The organism is Rhodovulum sulfidophilum DSM 1374 (genome assembly GCF_001633165.1).
Lineage (GTDB): Bacteria > Pseudomonadota > Alphaproteobacteria > Rhodobacterales > Rhodobacteraceae > Rhodovulum > Rhodovulum sulfidophilum.
The window spans coordinates 2,019,956-2,041,408 of the sequence record NZ_CP015418.1; the positions used below are offsets into that span (position 1 = coordinate 2,019,956).

At 66.7% G+C, this 21,453-nt stretch carries 16 protein-coding genes and 1 pseudogene; 8 read left to right on the plus strand and 9 right to left on the minus strand.

Annotated elements, in window-relative coordinates; genetic code table 11:
• Positions 1 to 55: 55 nt before the first annotated feature.
• A complete protein-coding gene (gene phnF, locus A6W98_RS09600; protein WP_042460826.1) occupies positions 56 to 778 on the minus strand; it encodes a phosphonate metabolism transcriptional regulator PhnF in 723 nt (240 codons plus the stop codon).
• A gap of 843 nt (positions 779 to 1,621) precedes the next feature.
• Complete coding sequence (locus A6W98_RS09605; protein WP_042460829.1) at positions 1,622 to 2,311, minus strand: DUF1045 domain-containing protein; 690 nt, start codon at positions 2,309 to 2,311, stop codon at positions 1,622 to 1,624.
• A gap of 82 nt (positions 2,312 to 2,393) precedes the next feature.
• Here A6W98_RS09605 and A6W98_RS09610 point away from each other — a divergent pair, with 82 nt between their 5' ends.
• The 3 genes from A6W98_RS09610 (at position 2,394) to A6W98_RS09620 (ending at position 5,874) form a co-directional block, all read left to right on the plus strand.
• Positions 2,394 to 3,542 (plus strand): alpha-D-ribose 1-methylphosphonate 5-triphosphate diphosphatase, encoded by a 1,149-nt coding sequence (locus tag A6W98_RS09610; RefSeq protein WP_042460831.1) that lies wholly within the window; start codon positions 2,394 to 2,396, stop codon positions 3,540 to 3,542.
• A 131-nt stretch (positions 3,543 to 3,673) separates the two neighbouring features.
• Positions 3,674 to 4,021 carry a phasin family protein gene (locus A6W98_RS09615; protein ID WP_042460833.1) on the plus strand — a complete coding sequence of 116 codons (348 nt, stop codon included), beginning with the start codon at positions 3,674 to 3,676 and terminating at the stop codon, positions 4,019 to 4,021.
• Positions 4,022 to 4,314: 293 nt separating this feature from the next.
• Complete coding sequence (locus A6W98_RS09620; RefSeq protein WP_042460835.1) at positions 4,315 to 5,874, plus strand: peroxidase family protein; 1,560 nt, start codon at positions 4,315 to 4,317, stop codon at positions 5,872 to 5,874.
• A 1,371-nt stretch (positions 5,875 to 7,245) separates the two neighbouring features.
• On the opposite strand, the gene A6W98_RS09625 is transcribed toward A6W98_RS09620, so the two are convergent.
• Both A6W98_RS09625 and A6W98_RS09630 read right to left on the minus strand, forming a co-directional pair.
• Positions 7,246 to 8,622: an aldehyde dehydrogenase family protein gene (locus A6W98_RS09625; protein ID WP_042460838.1), complete on the minus strand. Its 1,377-nt coding sequence runs from the start codon at positions 8,620 to 8,622 to the stop codon at positions 7,246 to 7,248.
• Positions 8,619 to 8,837 (minus strand): hypothetical protein, encoded by a 219-nt coding sequence (locus tag A6W98_RS09630; RefSeq protein WP_063490904.1) that lies wholly within the window; start codon positions 8,835 to 8,837, stop codon positions 8,619 to 8,621. The genes A6W98_RS09625 and A6W98_RS09630 overlap by 4 nt, the downstream gene beginning before the upstream one ends.
• A 629-nt stretch (positions 8,838 to 9,466) precedes the next feature.
• On the opposite strand from A6W98_RS09630, the gene A6W98_RS21920 reads away from it, so the two are divergent.
• On the plus strand, positions 9,467 to 10,219 hold the full coding sequence (locus A6W98_RS21920) for a hypothetical protein (RefSeq protein ID WP_042460841.1): 753 nt from the start codon (positions 9,467 to 9,469) through the stop codon (positions 10,217 to 10,219).
• 23 nt (positions 10,220 to 10,242) lie between these two features.
• Here A6W98_RS21920 and A6W98_RS22205 read toward each other — a convergent pair.
• The 4 genes and pseudogenes from A6W98_RS22205 to A6W98_RS21040 form a co-directional block, all read right to left on the minus strand.
• Positions 10,243 to 10,620: pseudogene (locus A6W98_RS22205) on the minus strand (aminotransferase class III-fold pyridoxal phosphate-dependent enzyme); the annotation flags it as partial.
• A gap of 18 nt (positions 10,621 to 10,638) precedes the next feature.
• Complete coding sequence (locus A6W98_RS09640; protein ID WP_042460844.1) at positions 10,639 to 11,613, minus strand: AAA family ATPase; 975 nt, start codon at positions 11,611 to 11,613, stop codon at positions 10,639 to 10,641.
• Between the two features lie 41 nt (positions 11,614 to 11,654).
• Positions 11,655 to 13,928 carry a hypothetical protein gene (locus A6W98_RS09645; RefSeq protein ID WP_042460847.1) on the minus strand — a complete coding sequence of 758 codons (2,274 nt, stop codon included), beginning with the start codon at positions 13,926 to 13,928 and terminating at the stop codon, positions 11,655 to 11,657.
• Positions 13,929 to 13,959: 31 nt separating this feature from the next.
• A complete protein-coding gene (locus tag A6W98_RS21040) occupies positions 13,960 to 14,121 on the minus strand; it encodes a hypothetical protein (RefSeq protein ID WP_196760264.1) in 162 nt (53 codons plus the stop codon).
• Positions 14,122 to 14,473: 352 nt separating this feature from the next.
• Here A6W98_RS21040 and A6W98_RS09650 point away from each other — a divergent pair, with 352 nt between their 5' ends.
• The 4 genes from A6W98_RS09650 to A6W98_RS09665 all read left to right on the plus strand — a co-directional run bounded on the left by A6W98_RS09650 (position 14,474) and on the right by A6W98_RS09665 (position 19,559).
• Positions 14,474 to 15,346: a MurR/RpiR family transcriptional regulator gene (locus tag A6W98_RS09650; protein WP_042460849.1), complete on the plus strand. Its 873-nt coding sequence runs from the start codon at positions 14,474 to 14,476 to the stop codon at positions 15,344 to 15,346.
• A gap of 66 nt (positions 15,347 to 15,412) precedes the next feature.
• Positions 15,413 to 16,384, plus strand: coding sequence for a TAXI family TRAP transporter solute-binding subunit (locus A6W98_RS09655; protein WP_042460853.1), 972 nt, complete (start codon positions 15,413 to 15,415; stop codon positions 16,382 to 16,384).
• Between the two features lie 128 nt (positions 16,385 to 16,512).
• On the plus strand, positions 16,513 to 19,122 hold the full coding sequence (locus tag A6W98_RS09660) for a TRAP transporter permease (protein ID WP_042460856.1): 2,610 nt from the start codon (positions 16,513 to 16,515) through the stop codon (positions 19,120 to 19,122).
• Complete coding sequence (locus tag A6W98_RS09665; protein ID WP_042460859.1) at positions 19,119 to 19,559, plus strand: universal stress protein; 441 nt, start codon at positions 19,119 to 19,121, stop codon at positions 19,557 to 19,559. Before A6W98_RS09660 ends, A6W98_RS09665 begins: the two co-directional genes overlap by 4 nt.
• A gap of 102 nt (positions 19,560 to 19,661) precedes the next feature.
• Here A6W98_RS09665 and metG read toward each other — a convergent pair whose 3' ends face one another.
• A complete protein-coding gene (metG, locus tag A6W98_RS09670; RefSeq protein WP_042460862.1) occupies positions 19,662 to 21,380 on the minus strand; it encodes a methionine--tRNA ligase in 1,719 nt (572 codons plus the stop codon).
• Between the last annotated feature and the right edge of the window lie 73 nt (positions 21,381 to 21,453).

Consider the following 21,453-nt stretch of genomic DNA (forward strand, 5'->3'; position numbering starts at 1 on the left):
TATGACAAGCGCCCGGCGCCTGCCTTCGGTCATCCCGGCGCCAGTCCTTCGGGGATCAGTCCTCGGGGGGATCGTCGGTCACGATCAGGCTCACCCGGTCGCCCGCGAACCAGGTGCGGCCGTATTCCACCGGCCGGCCCGCGGTATCGACATTGACCGACACGCTGCGCAGGATCGGGTCGCCCGGGCGCAGCTCCAGATGCAGGGCCTGGGTCGGACTGGCGCGCTTGGCGGTGATCCGGGTCGAGGCGCGGGTATAATCCGTCACCCCGGCCCGGGCCAGCGCGGCGGTCACGCTTGCGGTTTCGGCCAGCGCGCCCGGAAGGTCTGGAAAGCGTTCGGCTGGGAACACGCTGCGAAAGAGCGCCAGCGGGCTGCCATCGGCCAGCGAGATCCCCTCATAGACATGCACGGGCGCGCCGTCGCTCAGCTCCAGCGCCTCGGCCTCGCGCCGGTCGGCGGCCCGGGTCGCGTGCAACAGCGCCTTGCGCTCGGCGTTCTGACCGGCCGCGGCCAGGTTCTGCTGGAACCGCACCCGCCGTCCCAGCGGATAGTCGGTCGGCCGCGCCGCGACATAGACGCCCGCGCCGCGCCGGGCCTGCACCAGCCGTGCCCCGGCCAGATCGGCCAGCGCCCGCCGGACCGTATGCCGGTTGACCCCGAAACGATGCGCCAGATCGGCCTCGCTGGGCAGCTTGTCGCCCGGTCGGTAGCTGCCGGCGGCGATTTCGTTGCGTAGCGTGGCGGCGATAGATCTCCAAAGCGCGGTAGGGGTCATTTCGCCGACATCTTTCATCCTCGATACTTGCGCGACTCGCCGGGGTCACGTAATCAACTTGTCTAGTTGTATAGGGCTGTGGATAAGTCGGCAAGCCTTCGGAGGCCCGGATCGCGGGCAGGACAGGGCGGCGCTTGAATAATGGGCATCATGCCTGAGGGGCGGTGGACACGCCTGTGGATAAGTCTGGGGTCAGACATGGATGCGCAGCAGAACAACCCCCGCGAGCAGAGCTCTGCAGGGCGTCGCCGGAGTATGGCACCAGGGTGCCCGTCGATCTCGGAAGCCCGCCGGATATACAGAGTTCACACAATCCACAAGGGGTGCCGACATCCGGTCTTGTCACTGCCGGAGGCGCGATGTCGCGGGGCGCAGAGTGTCGGAGGAAAAGGGATGATCCTGCAGCGCGGCTGGGGCTTTGCCTGGCCCGGCCGGGTGCGGCCGGGGAGGGGCGACTGTCGGCGCTTCGGGTGCGCGGGCGCGAGGATCCGCGCCCCGGGATCTCCGTACGCTGCGCGTGTCCGCATGGGGCATCACAGGACGGTTTCCGGGCCGCCGGGGTTTCCGCCAGTGCGAGCCGGAGCCGGCTGGTCTGCGGCTCGTTCGCAATGCGGGGGGACAGGCGGGCGCGCAATCCCGGGCCTGCCGGTCCGGATGTGGCTGCCCGGATCGCATTCCGAACCGCGCCGCACCCTGCACGCCCCGCCCGAGGGCACATGGATGGAACCGTCCCGCCGGTTGCCCGGACCGGTCGGGGCGCTGCAGACCGCCCGTCACGCGGCGCGCCTTCATATGACGGCAGTGCTGGCGGCCGAGGCTTCACACAGCGCTTCAACCGGGGCGTCAGCCTGCAAGCCTGTAGCGGTGCAGGTTGTGGAACCGGCCGTCTTCCGCCTCGCCGAAAAGGCACAGGCTCCGGATCCGGATCGGCCGGTCGATCAGCGGCTCGAGCACCGGGCCAAGCACCATCCGCGCGGCCTCGGCCTCGGCGACCTTCAGCGGTCCGGTCAGGGTCAGGTGAAAGCGGTATTCCTCCATCACGTAGGGATAGCCCCATTTCTCCAGCAATTTGCGCTGACGGATGCTGAGCCGGTCCGGATCGCGCCGGGCCAGCTCGGCGGGCGTCGGCTCGGCGCGAAAGCCGTCCAGCGCCTCGACCACGCTGCCGGCCATCGCCGCCAGAAGCCGGGTGTCGCCGCGCGGTGTCAGCGCCAGGAAACCGCCCAGAAGCGACAATCGCAGCCCCTCGATCAGCACCGGGCGGAGCTGGCCCGAGAGCGCTACGGCCGAGGCGTGCAGAAGCCCGATATCGCTGCCCATGGCCAGCCGGAACGGCGCCTTGACGGTGGCGTGAAACCCGTATTTGCGCGGTGTCGCGGTCAGCTCCTCGACCGGCCTTGGCAGACCGCGCAGCCGCGGATGCGCCCGGGGCGTTCCGGCTTCGGCATCCCAGCCCAGCCAGGCCTTGCCGAAATCGCCCAGAGCGCCTTCCTCGGGCGCATAATAGATCGCGTAGCGCCGGTAGCCTTCCATTGCCCCCTCCGCATCGGGATGCCGCGCCGTTCCCGTCCTTGTCCTGCCCCAATCCACTCCGCGCATCAAGAAGGAGGCGCCCATGCTCCCGACCGCCGAGACGGTTCTTGCCAATGCCACGCTGGTTCTGCCCGGTGAAATCCGGGTCGGCTCGGTCCGGATCGCCGGGGGCAGGATCGACGCCATCGACACCGGAGCCGCGGTGCCTGCCGGGGCGCTCGATTGCGGGGCAGATCTGGTGATGCCGGGGCTGATCGAGCTTCATACCGACAATCTCGAACGCCATATCCAGCCGCGGCCGGCCGTCGACTGGCCCCATGCCAGCGCCATCATTGCCCATGATGCCGAGCTGGCAGGCGTCGGCATCACCACCGTCTTCGACGCGATGCGGGTGGGCTCGGTCCCGTCCCGCAAGGCGCGTTACCGTCCCTATGCGCGCGGGCTTGCCTCGGAACTGCTCGAGCTGCGGGCCGGCGGCGCGCTCAGGATCAGCCATTTCCTGCATCTGCGCGCCGAGATCTGTTCCGAGACCCTGCCCGAGGAAATGGCGGCCTTCGGCCCCGAGGACCGGGTCGGCATCGTCAGCCTGATGGACCACACTCCCGGCCAGCGCCAGTTCCGCGACGAGGCCCGGCTCAAGGCCTACATGATGGGCAAGAACAATTTCACCGAGGCCGAGTTCCGCGACCATGTCGCCGCGCTGAAGGATCTGCGCGCGCAGAATGGCGCCCGGCACGAGGTCCTGGCCCTGGCCGAGGCCCGTCGCTTCGGCGCGATCCTGGCCAGCCATGACGACACCACCGCCGCCCATGTCGCGGTCTCGGCCGGTCAGGGGATCCGCCTGGCCGAGTTTCCGACCACGCTCGAGGCGGCCGAGGCCTGCCGGGCCGAAGGCATCGCGGTGATGATGGGGGCGCCGAACCTGATCCGGGGAGGCTCGCATTCCGGCAATGTGGCGGCGGCCGATCTGGCCGGGCCGGGGCTGCTCGACATCCTGTCCTCGGATTACGTGCCCTCGGCGCTGCTGATGGGGGCATTGCGGCTTGGCGATCTCTGGGGCGATCTCGCGCGCGGCATCGCCACCGTCACCCAGGCGCCCGCCGATGCGGTGGGGCTTGCCGATCGCGGCCGGATCGCGCCGGGTGCGCGGGCCGATCTGATCCGGGTGGCGCGGATCGGCGGCGCGCCGGTGGTGCGCGGTGCCTGGGTGCAGGGCGCCCGCGTCGCCTGAGGGGCGGGGGCCCTGCGCATCGCGCCACATGCCCGGCCTTGCGCAAGGCTTTGACCGGCGTCCGTCTTTTTTCTATTTTAGGACCCGTATCTTTAGGATGCTATCCGCGGTTCGATTGTGAGGCTCTGATCATGTCCAAGACCCCCGCGACGCCCTCTGCCACCGCCGCGCTCGAGGCGGCCCTGCGCGCCCAGGCCGAGGGCTGGGGAATGATGGCCTGGATGGGGGCGACCATGGCCGATCATGTCCGCCGCACCGGCAGCGAGATGGCGGCCTTCGCGCGCGACGAGGCCCGGCGCAATGCCGAGGCGATGCAGCGTCTTGCCGCCTGCCGCACTCCCGAAAGCCTGACCGACTGGCAGGGGGATTATCTGGGCGAGACGGTCGCGGTCTGTCGCGACGAGGCCGAGCGGCTGGCGCGGATGCAGGCCGAGGTCTGCGATGTGACGCTCAACCGGATGACCGGCTGGCGCGACTGATATCGGGCGGGGATCTCGACCGGGGCGCCGGTCTTCCGATACGGCAAAGTTTTGCCGACCCTTGAATTTTGGCGCTCTGTAAAGGTTTTGTTTACCTTTGACGCTGCGTTGACGGCGATGGTGCAGGTTCGACTCGACGAGAAGAAATCTCAGGGAGTCGAAGGATGTTGCAGTGTCAGCGCCATGACCGCGTTGTGTCCCTTGCGGCCGCAGCCCCGCCGCCGTCCCGGCCCGACCCGCAATCCGGCTTGCGCTCAGGCCCACAGTCCGGCTTGCAGTCCGGTCGCGCGCCGATGGACGCCTTTTCCTTCCCGGTCTGGCCCGAGGCCCCGCGCGGTCCGTTCGGCTATTTCTTTCCCGCCGCGCCCGAGATGCCAGGCGGGGCCGACATTGCCGCGGCGCTCGACGATCTCGCCTCGGCGATGGCAGACCCGTTGCCTGCCGGGCCGGGCGAGGCCGGCATGCCCGCGATCTACGCCTGTTTCGCTCGGGTCATCGCCGCTGACATTGCCGAAGCTGCCGGGCTTGCGGAGGCTGCGGCGGCGCCCGATATCGGCCGGTTCGACCCGCTGCCGCGCGACCGGGCGGCGGCGACGCTGTGCAACCGGCACACCGGCCGCCTGGCGCTTGACAGTCTTTATGGCGGCGTGACGCCTGAGGCGCCGGGCCGGATCCCGGCCGCCTTGGTCCGGCTCCGGACCGATGCCGACAGCCCGGCCCCGCCCGGCATTGCCGGCTCCGGGGGGCAGGACCGGAATGGACGCCCCGCCGGGGCCTGCGCGCAGCCCGCGCCGGGCCGTTCCGGCGCGTCCCCATTCCGGATCGTCCGGACAAAGGTCGAGGCAGAGATCGGGGCAGAGATCGGGGCAGGGGCCGATATCGCGCAGGCGCGTCCTGACGGGGATCGGTCGGTGGCGTGGTTCCATCTGGCACTGGCGCGGTTCCATCAGGCCGTCATGGCGCATGCCGTCGGCATCGGCGGGCCGCGGCCCGAGACCGGAGAGCCCGCCTTCGCCTTTGCCCGCGGCGAGGTCCGCAAGCATTTCCAGTGGCTTGTGGTCAATGACTACCTGCGCCGGATCTGCCTGCCCGAGGTTCTGGAGGATGTCCTGGCGGAAGAAGCGCCGGTCTATCGCGACCTTCTGATGCGCTGTCCGGGCCTGCCCGAGGGGCGGCTGCCGCTGCCCTTGGAATTCCAGGCCGCGGCTCTCGGCTGCGCCGAGACCATGGCCCGTCCCGGTGACGACTGGTTGGCGCGCCTCGGTTCCGGAAGGCCGCTGCCGGGCGGGCTGGCCGTTTTCCCGCGCCTGATCGATGGCAGGGTGCCTCCTCCCGATCGCGGGTCGCGCGGCGCGAATGCCCGGCCTGATACCTGGTTTGCGCCGGATCTTCTGTGCCCGGGCGAGAAGCTGCCCGTCCCGAATGCCCGGAGGCGCCGCCTTGCCGAACGGAGACTGCATCGCGGGCTGCGGCTGAACCTGCCTTCGGGGCAGGGCTGCGTCGCCGGAATTGCGCGGCTCGGGGTGCGGATCGCGCCGCTGAGCCCGGCCGAACTGGCCGAGGGCCCCGGCGGCGCGGTGCTGGCGCGGGCCGGGATGATCGAGGCGACGCCGCTTTGGTATTACCTCCTGCGCGAGGCCGAAGCGCGGAGCGGCGGGCGCCGTCTTGGCCCGCTGGGCAGCCGGATCCTGGCCGAGACCCTGGTCGGGCTCTGCGTCTGCGATCCCGAAAGTTACTGGCACCATCTGGGGTCGGATCACGGCCGCTGGCATCCCCGCGACGGGGTCCGGCCGGCGGGCGAGCCGGTCACGACGGTGGCAGCCCTGATCCGGGCGGCGGGCATGTGCGCCTGACGCCCCGGATGCCTGTGCCGAGTTCCTCCCTCGCAGCCTCGGCACAGGCCCGCCTTCCGGATGCTCCAAGGGGGGAGCGGAGGGAAGGCGTCTTGCGTGCTCCGGCGGCGTCCTGCCGCCGGACAGCGGGGCGGATGCGCGGTGCCTTCTTGGGGGTTGGTGACGAGATCGGTTTTCTGGGTTTCGTCCGATGGCACGACATGCGCATCCCGCTTCCGGTCACCGGCGCGCCCCGCGGCGCCGGCGGTTCCGATCCGCCCGCCCGGCATCTGCCGGGGGGAGGACGGGGACGGCCGAGCATCGCGGCAGGGTTTGGTCGCCCTGCAGGCTGCGGCCGGAGCACGCCTTTTGATGCCTGCCCCCTGCCCGGGGACCGGACCTAGGGTCCACCGGGGGGGCAGGAAAACGGGTCTGGGGGCAACGAGTCTAGGGGGGCAGGGGACACCGCCCGCAAGCGGTCCTGCGCGATCCCGGTTTGCCACGGGTGGGTGGCGGTCGCGCAGTGGTGGGGGCCGCAGGCAGGCGGCGGGGCGCCCGGTGACGGGCGCCCCTTTTCGGTCAGACCCAGAAGGAGCGGCCGGGGCGCATGAAAGCGGTCAGCCGTCCCCTCCGGGCAGGGCCGCTCGGCTTCGTCTGGCCATCCTCTCCATGACGTCCTCGTTGCTCCGGTCCGTTGCGAGTTAATCCCCGCGGTCCTTCCGTGGTCCATTTCCCTAGGGGGAGTTCGGGGTGCTTGGGGCGGCAAATGCCGCGCGGCGGGCCGTCTTTGGGCGGTTCTACCGGTTTTGGAGGCATGCCGAGCGCAGGCGGCGGGTCTCCTTCGAGGTCATCGCGACCGGCTCGCCGGTCGTCGAGGGGACTTTCTGCGCCGGGATCGATGCTGTCGGCATTGACTTTGGGCGCGGAGTTCCCCTGCCATGCGCTGCCGTCTCTCGAGCGCGCGGCCCTGTGACATCGGGGGAATGCGGCGCCTGACAGGTCCGGAGGCAATCGGCGCGGAGATCGATGCCGGTGCCTGCGGTACGCGCCTAAGGCAGTCCGGCGGGCCGCATGGCCCATATCGCCATATTTGGCGCCTCACCGTCGCCGGAGGCGATGCCCCGACATGATGGCCACGGGCGGCGGGTTTCGGGGCCGCTCGCGTTGGCACGACAGGTTTCAGGCCCTGCAGGTTTCAGGCTTGGGCGCGAGGCTCTGCCCGCTCGGATCGGCCTCGACCCCGGCAAGGACCGGGCGCCCCAGATCCGCCCCGTCGGGGATGTCGAGGGCGCGGGCAGTGACCGGCCGTGGGGCCGGCCCCTTGTCGGCCACCATCAGCGGCCGCGAACGACCGGCCCCGGCGGGACAGGGCCGGTCGGCATTCGGAGGCCTTCAGAGCTTCCTGAGGTGATAGGATTTCGGACGGGTCAGGTTCTGATAGCCGATCACCGACAATCCGCCGCCGCGACCGGTATCCTTGCAGCCGGTCCAGCACAGCGCCGGGTCGAGATAATCGGCGCGGTTCAGGAAGACGGTGCCGGTCTCGATCCGCTGGCCGATCCGCTCGGCCCGCGTCACGTCATTGGTCCAGATCGAGCAGGTCAGCCCGTAATCGCTGTCATTCATCAGCCGGATCGCCTCTTCGTCATCCTTGACCGGCAGGATGCTGACGACGGGGCCGAAGCTCTCCTCGCGCATCACCCGCATCTCATGCGTCACCCCGGTCAGGATCTGCGGCATGAGATAGGTGCCGCCATCCTGCGGGAAGAGCGCGGGGTCGATCATCGCCCGCGCGCCCGAGGCCACCGCCTCGGCGGTCTGGGCGCGGACCAGATCAGCAAAGCGCGCCTGCGCCATCGGCCCGATGGTGGTTTCGGGGTCGAGAGGGTCGCCCAGCCGGTAGCTCTCGACCAGCCTGACCGCCTTTTCGAGGAAGCTGTCATACAAGCTTTCGGCGACATAGATCCGCTCGATCCCGCAGCAGCACTGGCCGGAATTGAACATCGCCCCGTCGATCAGCACCTCGACCGCCATGTCGAGATTGGCATCCTCGAGCACATAGCCCGGGTCCTTGCCGCCCAGTTCCAGCCCCAGCGGCGTGAAGGTGCCGGCCGCCGCGCGCTCGATCGCCCGCCCGCCCGCGACCGAGCCGGTGAAGTTGACGAAGCCGAAGGCGCGCTCGGAGATCAGCGCCGAGGCGGTGCCATGATCGAGGAAGACGTTCTGGAACACGTCCTCGGGCACGCCCGCGGCATGGAAGGCCCGCGCCATCCGCTCGCCCACCAGCAGCGTCTGGGTCGCGTGTTTCAGCATCACTGCATTGCCCGCGATCAGGGCGGGCGCGATGGTGTTGATCGCGGTCATGTAGGGGTAGTTCCAGGGCGCGATCACCAGCACCACGCCATGCGGATCGCGCGAGATGTAGCGCTTGAAGCTGCCGCTGTCCTCGGCCTCGATCGGGGCCAGCGCGGTCTCGGCGATGGCGGCCATGTATTTCGCGCGCTCCTCGAAGCCGCGGAACTCGCCGCCATAGCGGATCGGGCGTCCCATCTGGCGGGCGAGCTCGGGCACGATCTCGTCATTCATGTCGCCGACATTCGCGACGCCCTTGAGCACCAGCCGGATCCGTTCGGAAAGCGGCCGCGCCGCCCAGTCGGTCTGTGCCGCGCGGGCGCGCGCGACGGCCGCGCGTGCCGCCTCGGAGCTCAGCGCCTCGCGTTCGGCCAGGACCGATCCGTCAATCGGGGAAATGCAAGTCAATGTGGTCATCGAGGGGTCTTCCGTTGGGAAAGGAGCCGGTACCCGCAACGTCCGTAGCTGCCGGGGGCCGGTTTTCGGAGAAATACGGTCCGGGCGCCTTGGGCGCGCTCGTAACCGCGGGTGAGTTCCCGGCCAGGTCCCGCCTGGTCGAAGGTCTTCCGTTCGATTTCGGCGGTGCGGGTATCGTGGTCGAGGGTGACATCGGCCATCTCCTCGCGCAGCATGGCCGGGGATCCGGGCGTTTCCGTGGCGTCTCGCAGCCCGTGCGGAATGTCCGGTACATTCGCTGTCTCGTAGATGTCGTCTCTTCCCTCCGGGTCAAGCGCAAGTCGCGCCGCAATGTCCTTAAGGCCTGCGGCAAGACGCCCGACCGGCGCCAGACGGGGGGCGATGTCCGGCCCGGCGATCCGGCATCCGGTCCGGGCCGGGCCGGGGGCGTGTTCTCGCCGCATTGCCGGACGCCGGTGGGGCAGGGGAGGCCGACCGGACCGTCATTCCCGGCGCCAAACGGCCCTTGCCGAAGCGCCTGTCGCTGTTGGCGCAAGGCGCGGCGAAGACGGTCAGATCGGCGGCAGGGGCGATCGGGCCCGCCAGATGCTGCCGCCTCGGTGCAAAGATGGCATGGGGCGCGCCTGGCTCGAAGACCGCATGGCGGCCGTCCTTCCGCCGCGGCGGGTGGACAGGTGCTGCGCTGCCGACCCGGTGCTTTCTGCGCGGTCTCGCCCTTCGGCTTCCCGACCGGGAGGCCCGCGGCGCGGAGAGGGGGCCGCATCCTGTCATCGCCACAGACCGGGCGCCGGGACGTGGCGGCATATCCGTCGGGCGAGGTCATTTCCGGATCGGTGCCCGGCAGATGGGGGCGGCACTGGGGATCGGCACGGACGGTATCGACGACAGGCCGGGCTGTGATGTGCCTGCCCATCAGCTGTCCCCGCATGTTCATCAGACAGAAAGCGAGCCTGTCGATCCTGTCTCCGGTCACTGCCACCGTCAACTCATCGAAACGCATCGGGCCGGGCATCGGACGGATTTCCTCTGTGGGGGGCTGCCCACGTGGTCGCTGGCGGGCGGCTCGACCGCCCGTTTCCTGTTTTCGGCCTGGATGAAGATCAGAATGCGCCGGAGTTCAAGCGCCTCTTGGTGGCAGGGGGCCAGGCGCGGCGGCTCACCGCAGGGCTGCCAGCGCGAATTGCAACTTATCCGTGATTTCAAGAGCATGAGTGCCGTCAGGGGTGAGGGGCGGGGCCAGCAGAACCTGATCGCCCTGCCGCCCGTCAATGGTGCCGCCCATCGGATGGCAGAGCAGCCCGGCCTCGAAAGCGGTGGCCTCGATCCGGGCATGGGCCCTGCGCTCGGGCGGAAAGTGGGGCGGCTGGCGCGGTCTTTGGCCTGCTCGATGCCGCGAAACAGGTTCTGGCCGCGGATGTCGCCGACATGGGGGCTCGCCAAGGGCCGCGCGCAGGGCCGCCTCGAGCCCTTCGCCCATGATCTGCGCCCGCGCGAGCGGCCCGTCCCAGGCCAGCTGGGTGTGTCCGTGCGGGAAGGTGCCACTGCCCGCTTCGATGGCGTCATGGAGGCGGTACACAGCATCGCCCCCACCGGCTGAGAACCCGCGCCCAGCCCCTTGGCGATGTCGGCGATGTCGGGGGTGATGCCTTCCTGATTGCAGGCGAAAAGCGTGCCGGTCCGGCACATGCCGCATATCCCCTTGTCGAGGATCGGAAGCCCCCCGTGGCGGTCGCAGATCTCGCGGATACGGCGGAAATAGCCCGGCACCGCGGGGACCATGCCTGGCGTCACGCCCGGCACCGGCTCGACTGCCAATGCGCCATAAGTTTGCACACCCAAATGATTCGTGTTCGATGCGCTTGGTAAATTCATCATAGATTTCAGAGTTTTGAGAATCACATCATAGCGCTCCAAGGCATAAGCATGCACAGTTGACACATAAGCATGCACGGCTGCGGCCAAAAAAAGGGCCCGCAATGCGAGCCCTGAAACGTCCATATCGATATTGTCCAGCCGCTATTCGTCCAGCATCATCTCCATGAGTTTGTCGCCGTCGATCATGTCGCGATAGTCGGGCGCGGTGAAGGGGCACAAGCCCTGAGGCAGGCGAGAGTTGTGGGCATAGGCCTTGGAGAAAGTGTCGATCGTGGCGGTCTTCCGGCCATGAAGTCTGCACAAGCCGAAGGCGCGGATCAGCAACTCGATGACAAGGCCCCATCGTGATGCGCAGGCAAAATCCAGGCGCTGCAGAAAATCGACATCAACGAGGTCGTCGACATCGATATCGACGCGTTCGGCATAGGTATAGACAAGCTTGTTCAGCTCGATCATGTCCGGATCCCGGGTCGGATCAGCGAACCTGCCCAGGTGGATCTCATCGAAATGAATGTGGGAGAGGAGATGGGCTATCTGCTCTTCAGAGTTCACATGGCTGGCCAGAACCGGGACGCCTGACAGGATGAGCATCAAAGGCCATTCCGGTTCCTTCATCAGCGCCTTGAAACGGTCGAGGAGCTTCTCGTTGGACGTTTTTCCGGAGGTGAAGGCGTGCTGGCATTCGTCGTAGTAGAGGCCAATGACGCCCTGTTCGCGGCACTGGTGGCGAACCATGTTCCAGAGTTCCCCTTGGGTGCGCCGGGGGTTCGCGGGGTAACCGAGTGCCTCAAGAGTCTTGTGACCCAGATCCTTCCAGCTGATCGACCCATCCAGCTTGCAGTAGATAATCTTGCCAACCTTCCCGTTGGGCATTTTCGTCATGCTGGCGTTGAATTCCTCTATGAGCCTGACTGTCTCGGAAGTCTTGCCGACCCGGGATTCTCCGGTGACCAGCATGCCGCGTACTTCGAAATGCCCGCCGATGGAGGCCTTGACGTAGTAGTCGTGCAGGCAGTTTTCGAAAGCTTCGCGGAGCTTTGCCGCGCGCGGGAAGGTATAGTGGCCACGCTGCAGAGCAAGTGATGCGTTGACGCGGTTCTGGTCGATGAAACCCATGCGTATCCTTGAATTGCTGGACGTCGTTGAGATGGCGGTAGTTACGAGAGCTCGCCCTTCTGGGCGGGGCGGCCGAGCCGGACAGGGGGCTCCGACGACGGCTTCTCCGCCTTGGGCTTCGATGTCCTGGCTGGTAGTGCTGGCGTAGAGGTCGTCTCCACAGGCGCGTGATCGATGAGGCTTGCTCCGCCGAGTGGCAGGATCCCCGGGCCCGAGATCGCGGTGGCCAGAGTACCTGGGGCGACCGTGTCGACCGGCACGTGCGTGGTGACCAGCCGAGATGAGGCAAACAGGCTCTTGGCCATCTTGCGGGCTTCACCCACATTGACATAGCTCCTGGGCAGCCGTCGCTCGACGCCGATTTTCTTGAGCTGTTCATGTCTCTCGAGGCGAACCTTTGCGATCCGATCTTCATAGAGCGTTGTCAACTCGGGGTTTTCGCGCCGGTACTGCGTCATCAACTCCAAGAATTCGGACACGGTCAGATCTGCGAAGACGGTCGTCTGGAGTGCCAGCCTGTATGGGTCGGGATCTCGCGGAAGCACTGCGGTCGCAAAGCTCAGATCGTCCGGGTCGATATAAACGGTGACCTTGCCCTGGTGGTGTTCGCGGGCAGTCTGGAACTCGTCTGACGAATAGAAGAGGCCTTCAAGCACACGCACACCCTCATCGTTGGGTTGCACCTTGAATGGCCAGCCCAGATGAATGCGACGGAGATCTTCATCCAAAAGACGAAATGTCTCCCTGGTCTCATTCAGTTCTTGATAGACCTCTGCTGGGCGGCGCCCGCTCATACCGACGCCCATGTGTTTCAGGGACGGGTACTCGTCGATGAAAAACTTGGTCAGGATTTCATAGAGGAGATCGATATCCAGGACGCCTGATTTCTTGGCGTCATATCCAGGCAGCTCTCCTGCTTTGCGACCCGTGTAGCCGTGAAGCAGTTTGAACAAGACGGATTCGGTGGTGCCGAACATCCGCTCGACATAGGGCTTGTCGGCGGAGGCGTGGGTCCGCACATCGGTATTCGCCGATGCGATCCCCATGAGCGCGGACTTGACCTCGGCGTTCCGCAGACCGGTACCGTTGTCGTTGCGCACCATGCCGAGCCCCATGGCCGGCATAGCCTCGCCCTCGCAACCGTAGATGCGCCTTTCGCGGGTCTTGTCGCGCGTTGCCATCCGCAGCAGCTGCATCGTCGCTTCGGCTTTCGGCTGGTCACTGACAACCCAGGCCAACGGCATACGTGTTGCGACATCGATCATCACAAGGATGCTGAGGCGGCTGCGGATCTCCTCATCCGCCCATTCCATGGCCTTCTTCATACCTTCAGACAGCGTATGCCAATAGCCTTTGGCCTTGGCCGAGGTAATCAGGGACGCCCGACACTCGTCCATCTCACAGAATTCGCCGATCATGAGCGCGCGCACGTCCGAGTGCCCGCGGCCCCGCTTGTTGCGCGCATAGCGCTCACCCTTGTTCGCGACCATATATTCGGTCGGGGTGAGCAGCTCCTTGCGGTGACGAAGAACGGATTGATGGGATGGGACCGGGAGCGCGGGGAGATCGTTGAGCGCCCGCTGCCGGTTTTCCCTGTTGATCAGCGCTGCAAGGTAGCCATGCACGTTCGCCACCGACGGTCCCTTGAGATCCAGGCCGATCTCCTCCCACGCCTCTGTCATGAGTTCTTTCAGACGCAAGGGCAGACGCGGTGTCTCGTTGCCTTTCAGGTGATCGAGTGTTGCCAGCCCGGCGATGACATCATCACCGTCCTGAAGGCGCTGATAAATCTCGTAGTATTTCTTCAGCGTCCGCCCTTTGTAGATAAACCAGCTCTTCTGCCGGCCGCCCTTCAAGGTGGCTGCTCCAAGATGCACACGCTCGCCGAAAAAGGCTTCGACGATTGGACGCAGGAACTTCCTGTTCGCCGGGTGGTTCAATGTGCCGATGGAGATCCGAAAGTCCTTGTCGCTTTCGACGATGGTCCGGTGCCGATGCAGCTCGTCGATCGCCCTGCATAACGCGTAGTGGAAGCGGCCATAAGCCTGTTGCTCATCTGAGAGTTGGGCCGAAACGCTCAGACCACCCAGCCTGAGCTTGGCACTTCCCTCCGGCAACAGCTGCGAAGGGGCGAAAGTCACGGCGCCGGATTTCATCATTTCGACGAAGGACGAGAACCCAAGGATACTCATCTGGCCGCCCGCCACGTCCGCCAGCTCATATCCTTGCGAACCGACCTTGCGGAGCAGGAGGTCGCGCCCCTGGACCACGATTTCGGTTCCGGCTTCGAAGTTGTAGCGAGGCGCGATTGTCATGATGCAACCTCGACGCGCGACCATTCCGCGATCACATGATCGAGGTTCGCACGCAGACCGAACAGACCCGCGCGATGCCCTCGGGCGCATGGGCGACCGGCAGATCGGCCAGCGGCCCGGCCGGTTCGGAGGGAAAGAAACCGGTATGGGCAAAGGCGACCGGGTCGAGCTGGGCCCTGATCGCCTCGGTCACCGCCCTTTCGGAATGGCCGAGGCGAGAGACCGCGGCACCGCCCGGGGCGTCGAGTTAGCGCTTGGCGTGTTGTCGAAAGGATGGACGCCCTCGCCCCGGTCGATCGCGAGAAGCGCCGCGGCGAGGTGCGGGGAAAGACATGGGGGGGAGGCCCTGGCGGATCAGTCGCGAGGGACGACGCATTGGGCCGGACTGCAACAGACGTTTCAGGAATTGACAATCTTTAAGACGACTGAAACGCTGATGTTTCATCGAATCCGGGAGCGTCCGCTGCCGGGCCCGGACCGGAATTCGGATCATAATTCGGATCGGGGCCGGAGCAGGGGACGAGACGCCAGGGTCAAGGGGGGCAATGTCGGACCAGCCGTCGATCGAGGACAGGATCGCGTCGGGCTATGACGGGCTCAGCGCCAGGCTGCGGGATGCGGCCGACTATGTCGCGGCGCATCCGGTCGATGTGGCCACCCGCTCGTTGCGCTCGATCTCGGCCACTTCCGGGCTTTCGCCCGCGACATTTTCGCGGCTGGCCCGGGCCTTGGGCTTTGCCAGCTACGAAGAGATGCGGGAACTGTCGCGAAACGCGGTCGGCCGGCGCTATGTCAGCCTGTCGGAAAAGGTCCGCCGGTTGCAGGCCGAGGCCGAGCAGGCCGAACAGCCGCCCTTCCTGCTGCGCCATTCCGGGGCCTGCATGGCCAATCTCGAGGCCGCGACCAGGCTGGTCGATCCGGAGCGGCTGGAGGCGGCGGTCGAGCGGCTGCACCGGGCGCGGCATGTGGCGCTCTTTGGCGCGCTGGGCTCGACCGGTATCGTCGAATACATGGCCTATCTGGGAAATTACTTCGCCTCCAACTGGTCGATCGCGGCGCGGATGGGGGCCTCGCTGGCCTCGTCTCTGGCCGATCTCGGCCCCGAGGATGCGCTCGTGATCCTGACCAAGCTGCCGCATGCCCGCCGCGCCGTCCTGGCCGCCGAGATGGGCCGCGAGCGCGGCGCCTTCGTCATGGTCGTGACCGATACCCATGCCTGCCCGGCGCTGAAATCGGCCGATGCGGGCTTCATCCTGCCCTCCGACAGTCCGCAGTTCTTCTCGTCCTATGCCGCCAGCCTCGTCTTTCTCGAAACCGTCATCGGCATGCTTGCCACCCGTTCGGGATCCGTGGCCAAGGCCCGGATAGAGAAGATCGAATCCCGCAATCACCGGCTCGGGGAGTTCTGGGCCGGCTGAGCCCGCGCCCGTTTCCCCCGTGCCATCCGACCCCGAAACGACCCAAGACCAACCGAGGAGTGTCCAATGAGCTTTCCCTTGAAACCCCTTGCCGCCGCTGCGGCGCTGACGGCCTTCGCGGCGCCCGCCGCCCAGGCCGAGGAGTTCATCACCATCGGCACCGGCGGCGTGACCGGCGTCTATTACCCGACCGGGGGCGCGATCTGCCGTCTGGTCAACAAGGGCCGCAAGGATCACGGCATCCGCTGCTCGGTCGAATCCACCGGCGGCTCGGTCTACAACCTCAAGACCATCCGCGCGGGCGAACTGGAATTCGGCGTCGTCCAGTCGGACTTTCAGTATCACGCCTATCATGGCAGCTCGCCCAGCTTCGAGGGCGACGGCCCGTTCGAGGGGCTGCGCGCGGTCTTCTCGCTGCATCCCGAGCCCTTCACCGTCGTCGCCCGCGCCGATTCCGGCATCCGCGAGCTTGACGATCTCAAGGGCAAGCGGGTGAATATCGGCAATCCCGGCTCGGGCCAGCGCGGCAACATGGAAGTGGTGATGGCCGCCAAGGGCTGGACCATGGACGATTTCGCCCTCGCCTCCGAGCTCAAGCCCGCCGAACAGTCGGCCGCGCTCTGCGACAACCAGATCGACGCGATGATCTATACCGTGGGCCATCCCTCGGGCGCGATCCAGGAGGCGACCACCGCCTGCGATTCCGTCCTGGTCAACATCAGGGGCCCCGAGATCGACAAGCTGGTCGAGGACAATTCCTATTACCGCAAGGCGATCATCCCGGGCGGCATGTATCGCGGCAATGACGAGGATACCGAGACCTTCGGCGTCGGCGCCACGCTTGTCACCTCGGACGCGGTCTCGGAAGAGGCGGTCTATCAGCTGGTGAAGGCGGTCTTCGACAATTTCGACGACTTCAAGGCGCTTCACCCGGCCTTCGCCAATCTCAAGGCCGAAGAAATGATCAAGGACGGCCTGTCGGTGCCGCTGCATGACGGTGCGGCGCGCTATTATCGCGAAAAGGGCTGGATCGACTGAGGCCAACCCGCATTATGGCGAAATAAGGACGGGCGCCGCTGCGGCGCCCCTCCGTTCCAGGGACGCGGCGACAGCGTCCGGATAATGACGGCCGCGGCCTTTTCGCGGTCCAGCCGGGAGACAGAGCGATGGCCGACAAGGCAGCCGGGGGCCGAGCCCTCAGCGAGGACGAACTGCAGGATCTCGTGGCCGCCTCGGATGCGGGCGCCCGCAGCCCCGCGGGGGCGGTGGGGCTGTTCCTGGCCGGGGTCGCGCTTTCGTGGTCGCTGTTCCAGGTGGTGCTGGCCTCGCCGCTGGCCAATGTGATCCTGCCCGGCGACATCATCAACAATTCGCGCCAGATCCATCTGGCCTTCGCGATCTTCCTGGCCTTCTGCGCCTATCCCGCCTTCCGCTCGAGCCCGCGCCGCCGCGTCCCGCTGCAGGACTGGGCCTTCGCGGTGGCGGGCGCGCTGATCGCGCTTTACGGCTATTTCTTCTACGACAAGATCGTGCAGTCGGGCGGGCTGGCCGACGATACCGACAAATGGGTGGCGCTGGTCGGGCTGTTGCTGCTGTTCGAGGCGGCGCGCCGGGCGCTGGGCCCGGCCATGGCGATCATCGCCACGATCTTTCTGGTCTATGTCTTCTTCGGCGCCGCGCCCTGGGTGCCCGAGGTGATCCGCTGGAAGGGCGCCAGCCTGCAAAAGGCCATGAGCCATATGTGGACCACCTCCGAAGGCGTCTTCGGCATCGCGCTGGGCGTCTCGGCCAAGTTCGTCTTCCTCTTTGTGCTGTTCGGCGCCCTGCTCGAGAAGGCGGGGGCGGGCAACTACTTCATCAAGATGGCCTTCGGCGCGCTCGGGCATCTTCGGGGCGGCCCGGCCAAGGCCGCCGTGGTGGGCTCGGCCGCGACCGGGCTGATCTCGGGCTCGTCGATCGCCAATGTGGTGACGACCGGCACCTTCACCATCCCGCTGATGAAACGGGTCGGCTTCACCTCGGAACAGGCGGGCTCGGTCGAGGTCGCAAGCTCTGTGAACGGCCAGATCATGCCCCCCGTGATGGGGGCCGCGGCCTTTTTGATGGTCGAATATGTGGGGATTTCCTATCTCGAGGTCATCACCCATGCCTTCCTGCCGGCGGTGATCTCCTACATCGCGCTGGTCTATATCGTCCATCTCGAGGCGGTGAAGCGGAACATGCCCACGCTCGGCCATGGCGTGACCTCGCTCGGGCGCACCATCGGCGGCATGTTCGCCTTCTTCGCGGGCTTCGCGCTTCTGTGCTATACCGTGCAATATCCGGTCGGCTGGATCGTCGCCGCCCTGCCCGAGGGCGCGGGCTGGGTGCTGGCGGCGCTGGTCTTCGTGGCCTATCTGGCGCTGCTGGCGCTGGCCGCGACCGTGCCCGATCTCGAACCCGACGATCCCAATGCGGCGCAGGTCAAACTGCCCGTGATTTCCGAGATCTACAAGTCGGGCCTCTATTTCCTGCTGCCCATCGTGGTGCTGGTCTATTTCCTGATGATCGAGCAGAAATCGCCCGGCCTCTCGGCCTTCTGGGCGACCGCGCTGCTTTTCGTCATCCTGATCACCCAGCGCCCGCTCAAGGCGCTGTTCCGGGGCGGCAGCGGGCTTGTCGCCTCGGCCCGCGAGGGCGGGCTCGACCTGGTCTCGGGGCTGATCGCGGGCGCGCGCAACATGATCGGCATCGGGCTTGCCACGGCGACCGCAGGCGTCATCGTCGGCACCGTGACCCTGACCGGCATCGGGCAGGTGATGGCCGATCTCGTCGAATTCGTCTCGGGCGGCAATCTGATCGTGATGCTGATCTTCGTCGGCATCCTGTCGCTGATCCTGGGCATGGGCCTGCCCACCACCGCCAATTACATCGTCGTCAGCTCGTTGATGGCGGGGGTCGTGGTCCAGCTCGGCGCCCAGTCGGGCCTCATCGTGCCGCTGATCGCGGTTCATCTCTTCGTCTTCTATTTCGGCATCATGGCCGATGTTACGCCGCCCGTGGGGCTGGCCTCCTTTGCCGCCGCCGCGGTGTCGGGGGGCGATGCGATCCGGACCGGCTTCATCGCCTTCTTCTATTCGCTGCGCACCGTGGTGCTGCCCTTCATCTTCATCTTCAATACCGATCTCCTGCTGATCGACGTGACCTGGCTTCAGGGCATCCTCGTCTTCATCGTCTCGACCGTGGCGATCCTCGTCTTCACCGCGGGCACCATGGGCTGGTTCGTCACCCGCAGCCGGATCTATGAAAGCATCGCCCTGATCGGGATCGCCTTCCTGCTGTTCCGGCCCGATTTCGTGATGGACCGGCTGCAGCCGCCCTTCGCCGACCTGCCACCCGCCCAGCTTGAACAGGCGCTGGCCGGGGCCGAGCCGGGCGATACGCTCCGGCTGCGCGTCGCGGGCCCCGATTTCCTCACGCTCGAGCCCAAGGAAACCACGCTGGTCGTCACCGTCGGCACCGAACAGGGCGGCCCGGCCCGGCTTGCCGCGACCGGGCTTCTGCCCGACGAGGTCGATGGCCGGGTCGTGCTGGAAGAGCCGATGTTCGGCACCCCGTTCTCCGAGACCTTGCAGGGTTTCGATTTCTACGGCGACGATCCGGTGACGCTGACCGCCCTTCGGGTGCCGCAGCATCAATGGCCGCAGGAGCTTGTCTTCCTGCCCGCGCTCGCGCTACTGGCGGGGGTCGTCTGGTTGCAACGGTCCCGCGCCCGACGGGAAGGAGTGCCCGCATGATCCGCGCCATCCTCTGCGCCATCGACGTCAGCCAGCCCGAACATGACCGCGAGGTCCTGACCGTCGCCACCCGCCTCGCGGCGATGGACGGCGCCCGGCTCGACGTCATCACCGTCCTGCCCGATTTCGGCATGAGCGTGGTCGGCCAGTTCTTCGACACCAGCTACCATGAAAAGGCGCTTTCGCGCGCCCGCAGCCTGCTGAACGATTTCGTCAGCAACGTGATCGGGGCCGAGGCCAATGCCGCCGTCCGCCATATCGTCTCGACCGGCAAGGCCTATGAAGAGATCCTGCATGCCGCCCGCGAGGCGGGCAGCGATCTCATCGTGGTCGGCGCCCACAAGCCCGATCTCAGCGACTATCTGCTGGGGCCCAATGCCGCCCGGGTGGTCCGCCATTCGGACTGCTCGGTCTACGTGGTCCGCCCCTCGAGCTGATCTCGGCCGACAGCCGGACAGGAAAAAGGGGCCCGCGGGGGGCCCCTTCTTCTTGGGTCAAATACCCATCTTGCGACAGCTGCCGGAGCCGGGCGGCCGGGCTCAGCCCCGCTGGCCGGCAAAGCGCGCCTGCCATTCCTCGCGCTCTTCGTCCAGGATCTTGCGGAACAGCATCTCGGGCGTGGTGAAGGCCTGGCCCGGGGCGAGCCGCTCCATCGCATGGGTCATCTGTTCGGGCCAGGTATCGTCCCCGGTCTGCATCGCCTCCATCATCGCCTTGGCGGCATCGGGAATGAAGGGCGCCGACAGCACCGCGTAAAGCCGGATCAGGTTCAGCGAGAAGCGGATGATCGCGGCGGCCTTGTCCGGGTCTTCCTTGTAGACCGACCAGGGCGCCGCCTCCTGCAGATACTCGTTGCCCGCCACCCAGATCGCCCGCAGCTCGGCCGCGGCCTTGCGGATCTCCATCGCCTCCATATGGGCGTCATAGGCGCGGATGCGGATATAGAGATCGTCGTTCAGCTCCTGCTCGCGGTCGCCATAGGCGCCGCCCTCGGGCACCACCTCGCCGAATTTGGACCGGCAGAACTTGGTCACCCGGCTGACGAAATTGCCCAGCACATCGGCCAGGTCCTTGTTGACCGAGGTCTGGAAATTCTCCCAGGTGAACTCGCTGTCCGAGTTTTCCGGCGCATGCGACAGAAGCCACCAGCGCCAGTAGTCGGCGGGCAGGATCGACAGCGCCTGGTCCATGAACACGCCGCGGCCCTGGCTGGTCGAGAACTGGCCGCCATCGTAGTTCAGGTAGTTGAACGACTTGATGTAATCCACGAGCTTCCAGGGATCGCCCGAGCCCATGATCGTCGCCGGGAAGCTGAGCGTATGGAAGGGCACGTTGTCCTTGCCCATGAACTGGACATAGCGCACGTCTGCCGCGCCCTCGTCGAGCCGCCACCAGCGCCGCCAGTCGGCCTCGGGGCGGCCCTGCTTCTCGGCCCATTCGGCCGAGGCCGCGATATATTCGATGGGCGCGTCGAACCAGACATAGAAGACCTTGCCCTCCATGCCGGGCCAGTCCTCCTCGCCCTTCTTCACCGGGATGCCCCAGTTCAGGTCGCGGGTGATGCCCCGGTCCCGCAGCCCGTCGCCATCGTTCAGCCATTTCCGGGCGATCGAGGTGGTCAGCACCGGCCAGTCGGTCTTGCCGTCGATCCAGGCTCCCAGATCGTCGCGCAGTTTCGACTGGCGCAGATACAGGTGCTTGGTCTCGCGCACTTCCAGATCGGTGGACCCGGAAATCGCCGAGCGCGGCTCGATCAGGTCGGTCGGGTCGAGCTGCTTGGTGCAGTTCTCGCACTGGTCGCCGCGCGCCTTCTCGTAGCCGCAATTGGGGCAGGTGCCCTCGATATAGCGGTCGGGCAGGAAGCGGCCATCGGCATTGGAATAGACCTGACGCTCGTTGACTTCCTCGATCAGCCCGTTCTCGGCCAGCCGGCCCGCGAAATACTGCGTCAGCCGGTGGTTCTGCGGGCTCGACGAGCGGCCGAAATGGTCGAAGGACAGCCGGAAGCCGCGGGCAAGCTCGGCCTGCACCTCGTGCATCTCGGCGCAATACTCTGCCACCGGTTTGCCGGCCTTGGCCGCGGCCAGTTCGGCGGGGGTGCCATGCTCGTCGGTGGCGCAGAGGAACATGACCTCATGGCCGCGGGCGCGGCAGTAGCGGGCGTAAAGGTCGGCCGGAAGCTGGCTGCCGACGAGGTTGCCCAGGTGCTTGATCCCGTTGATATAGGGGATCGCCGAGGTGATCAGGATGCGTGCCATCTGCCGTTGCCTTCTTGCCGGATCTTGAGGCCCGTTTATCCTGCCATGCGCCGAAGGGCCAGAGCCTCATGGG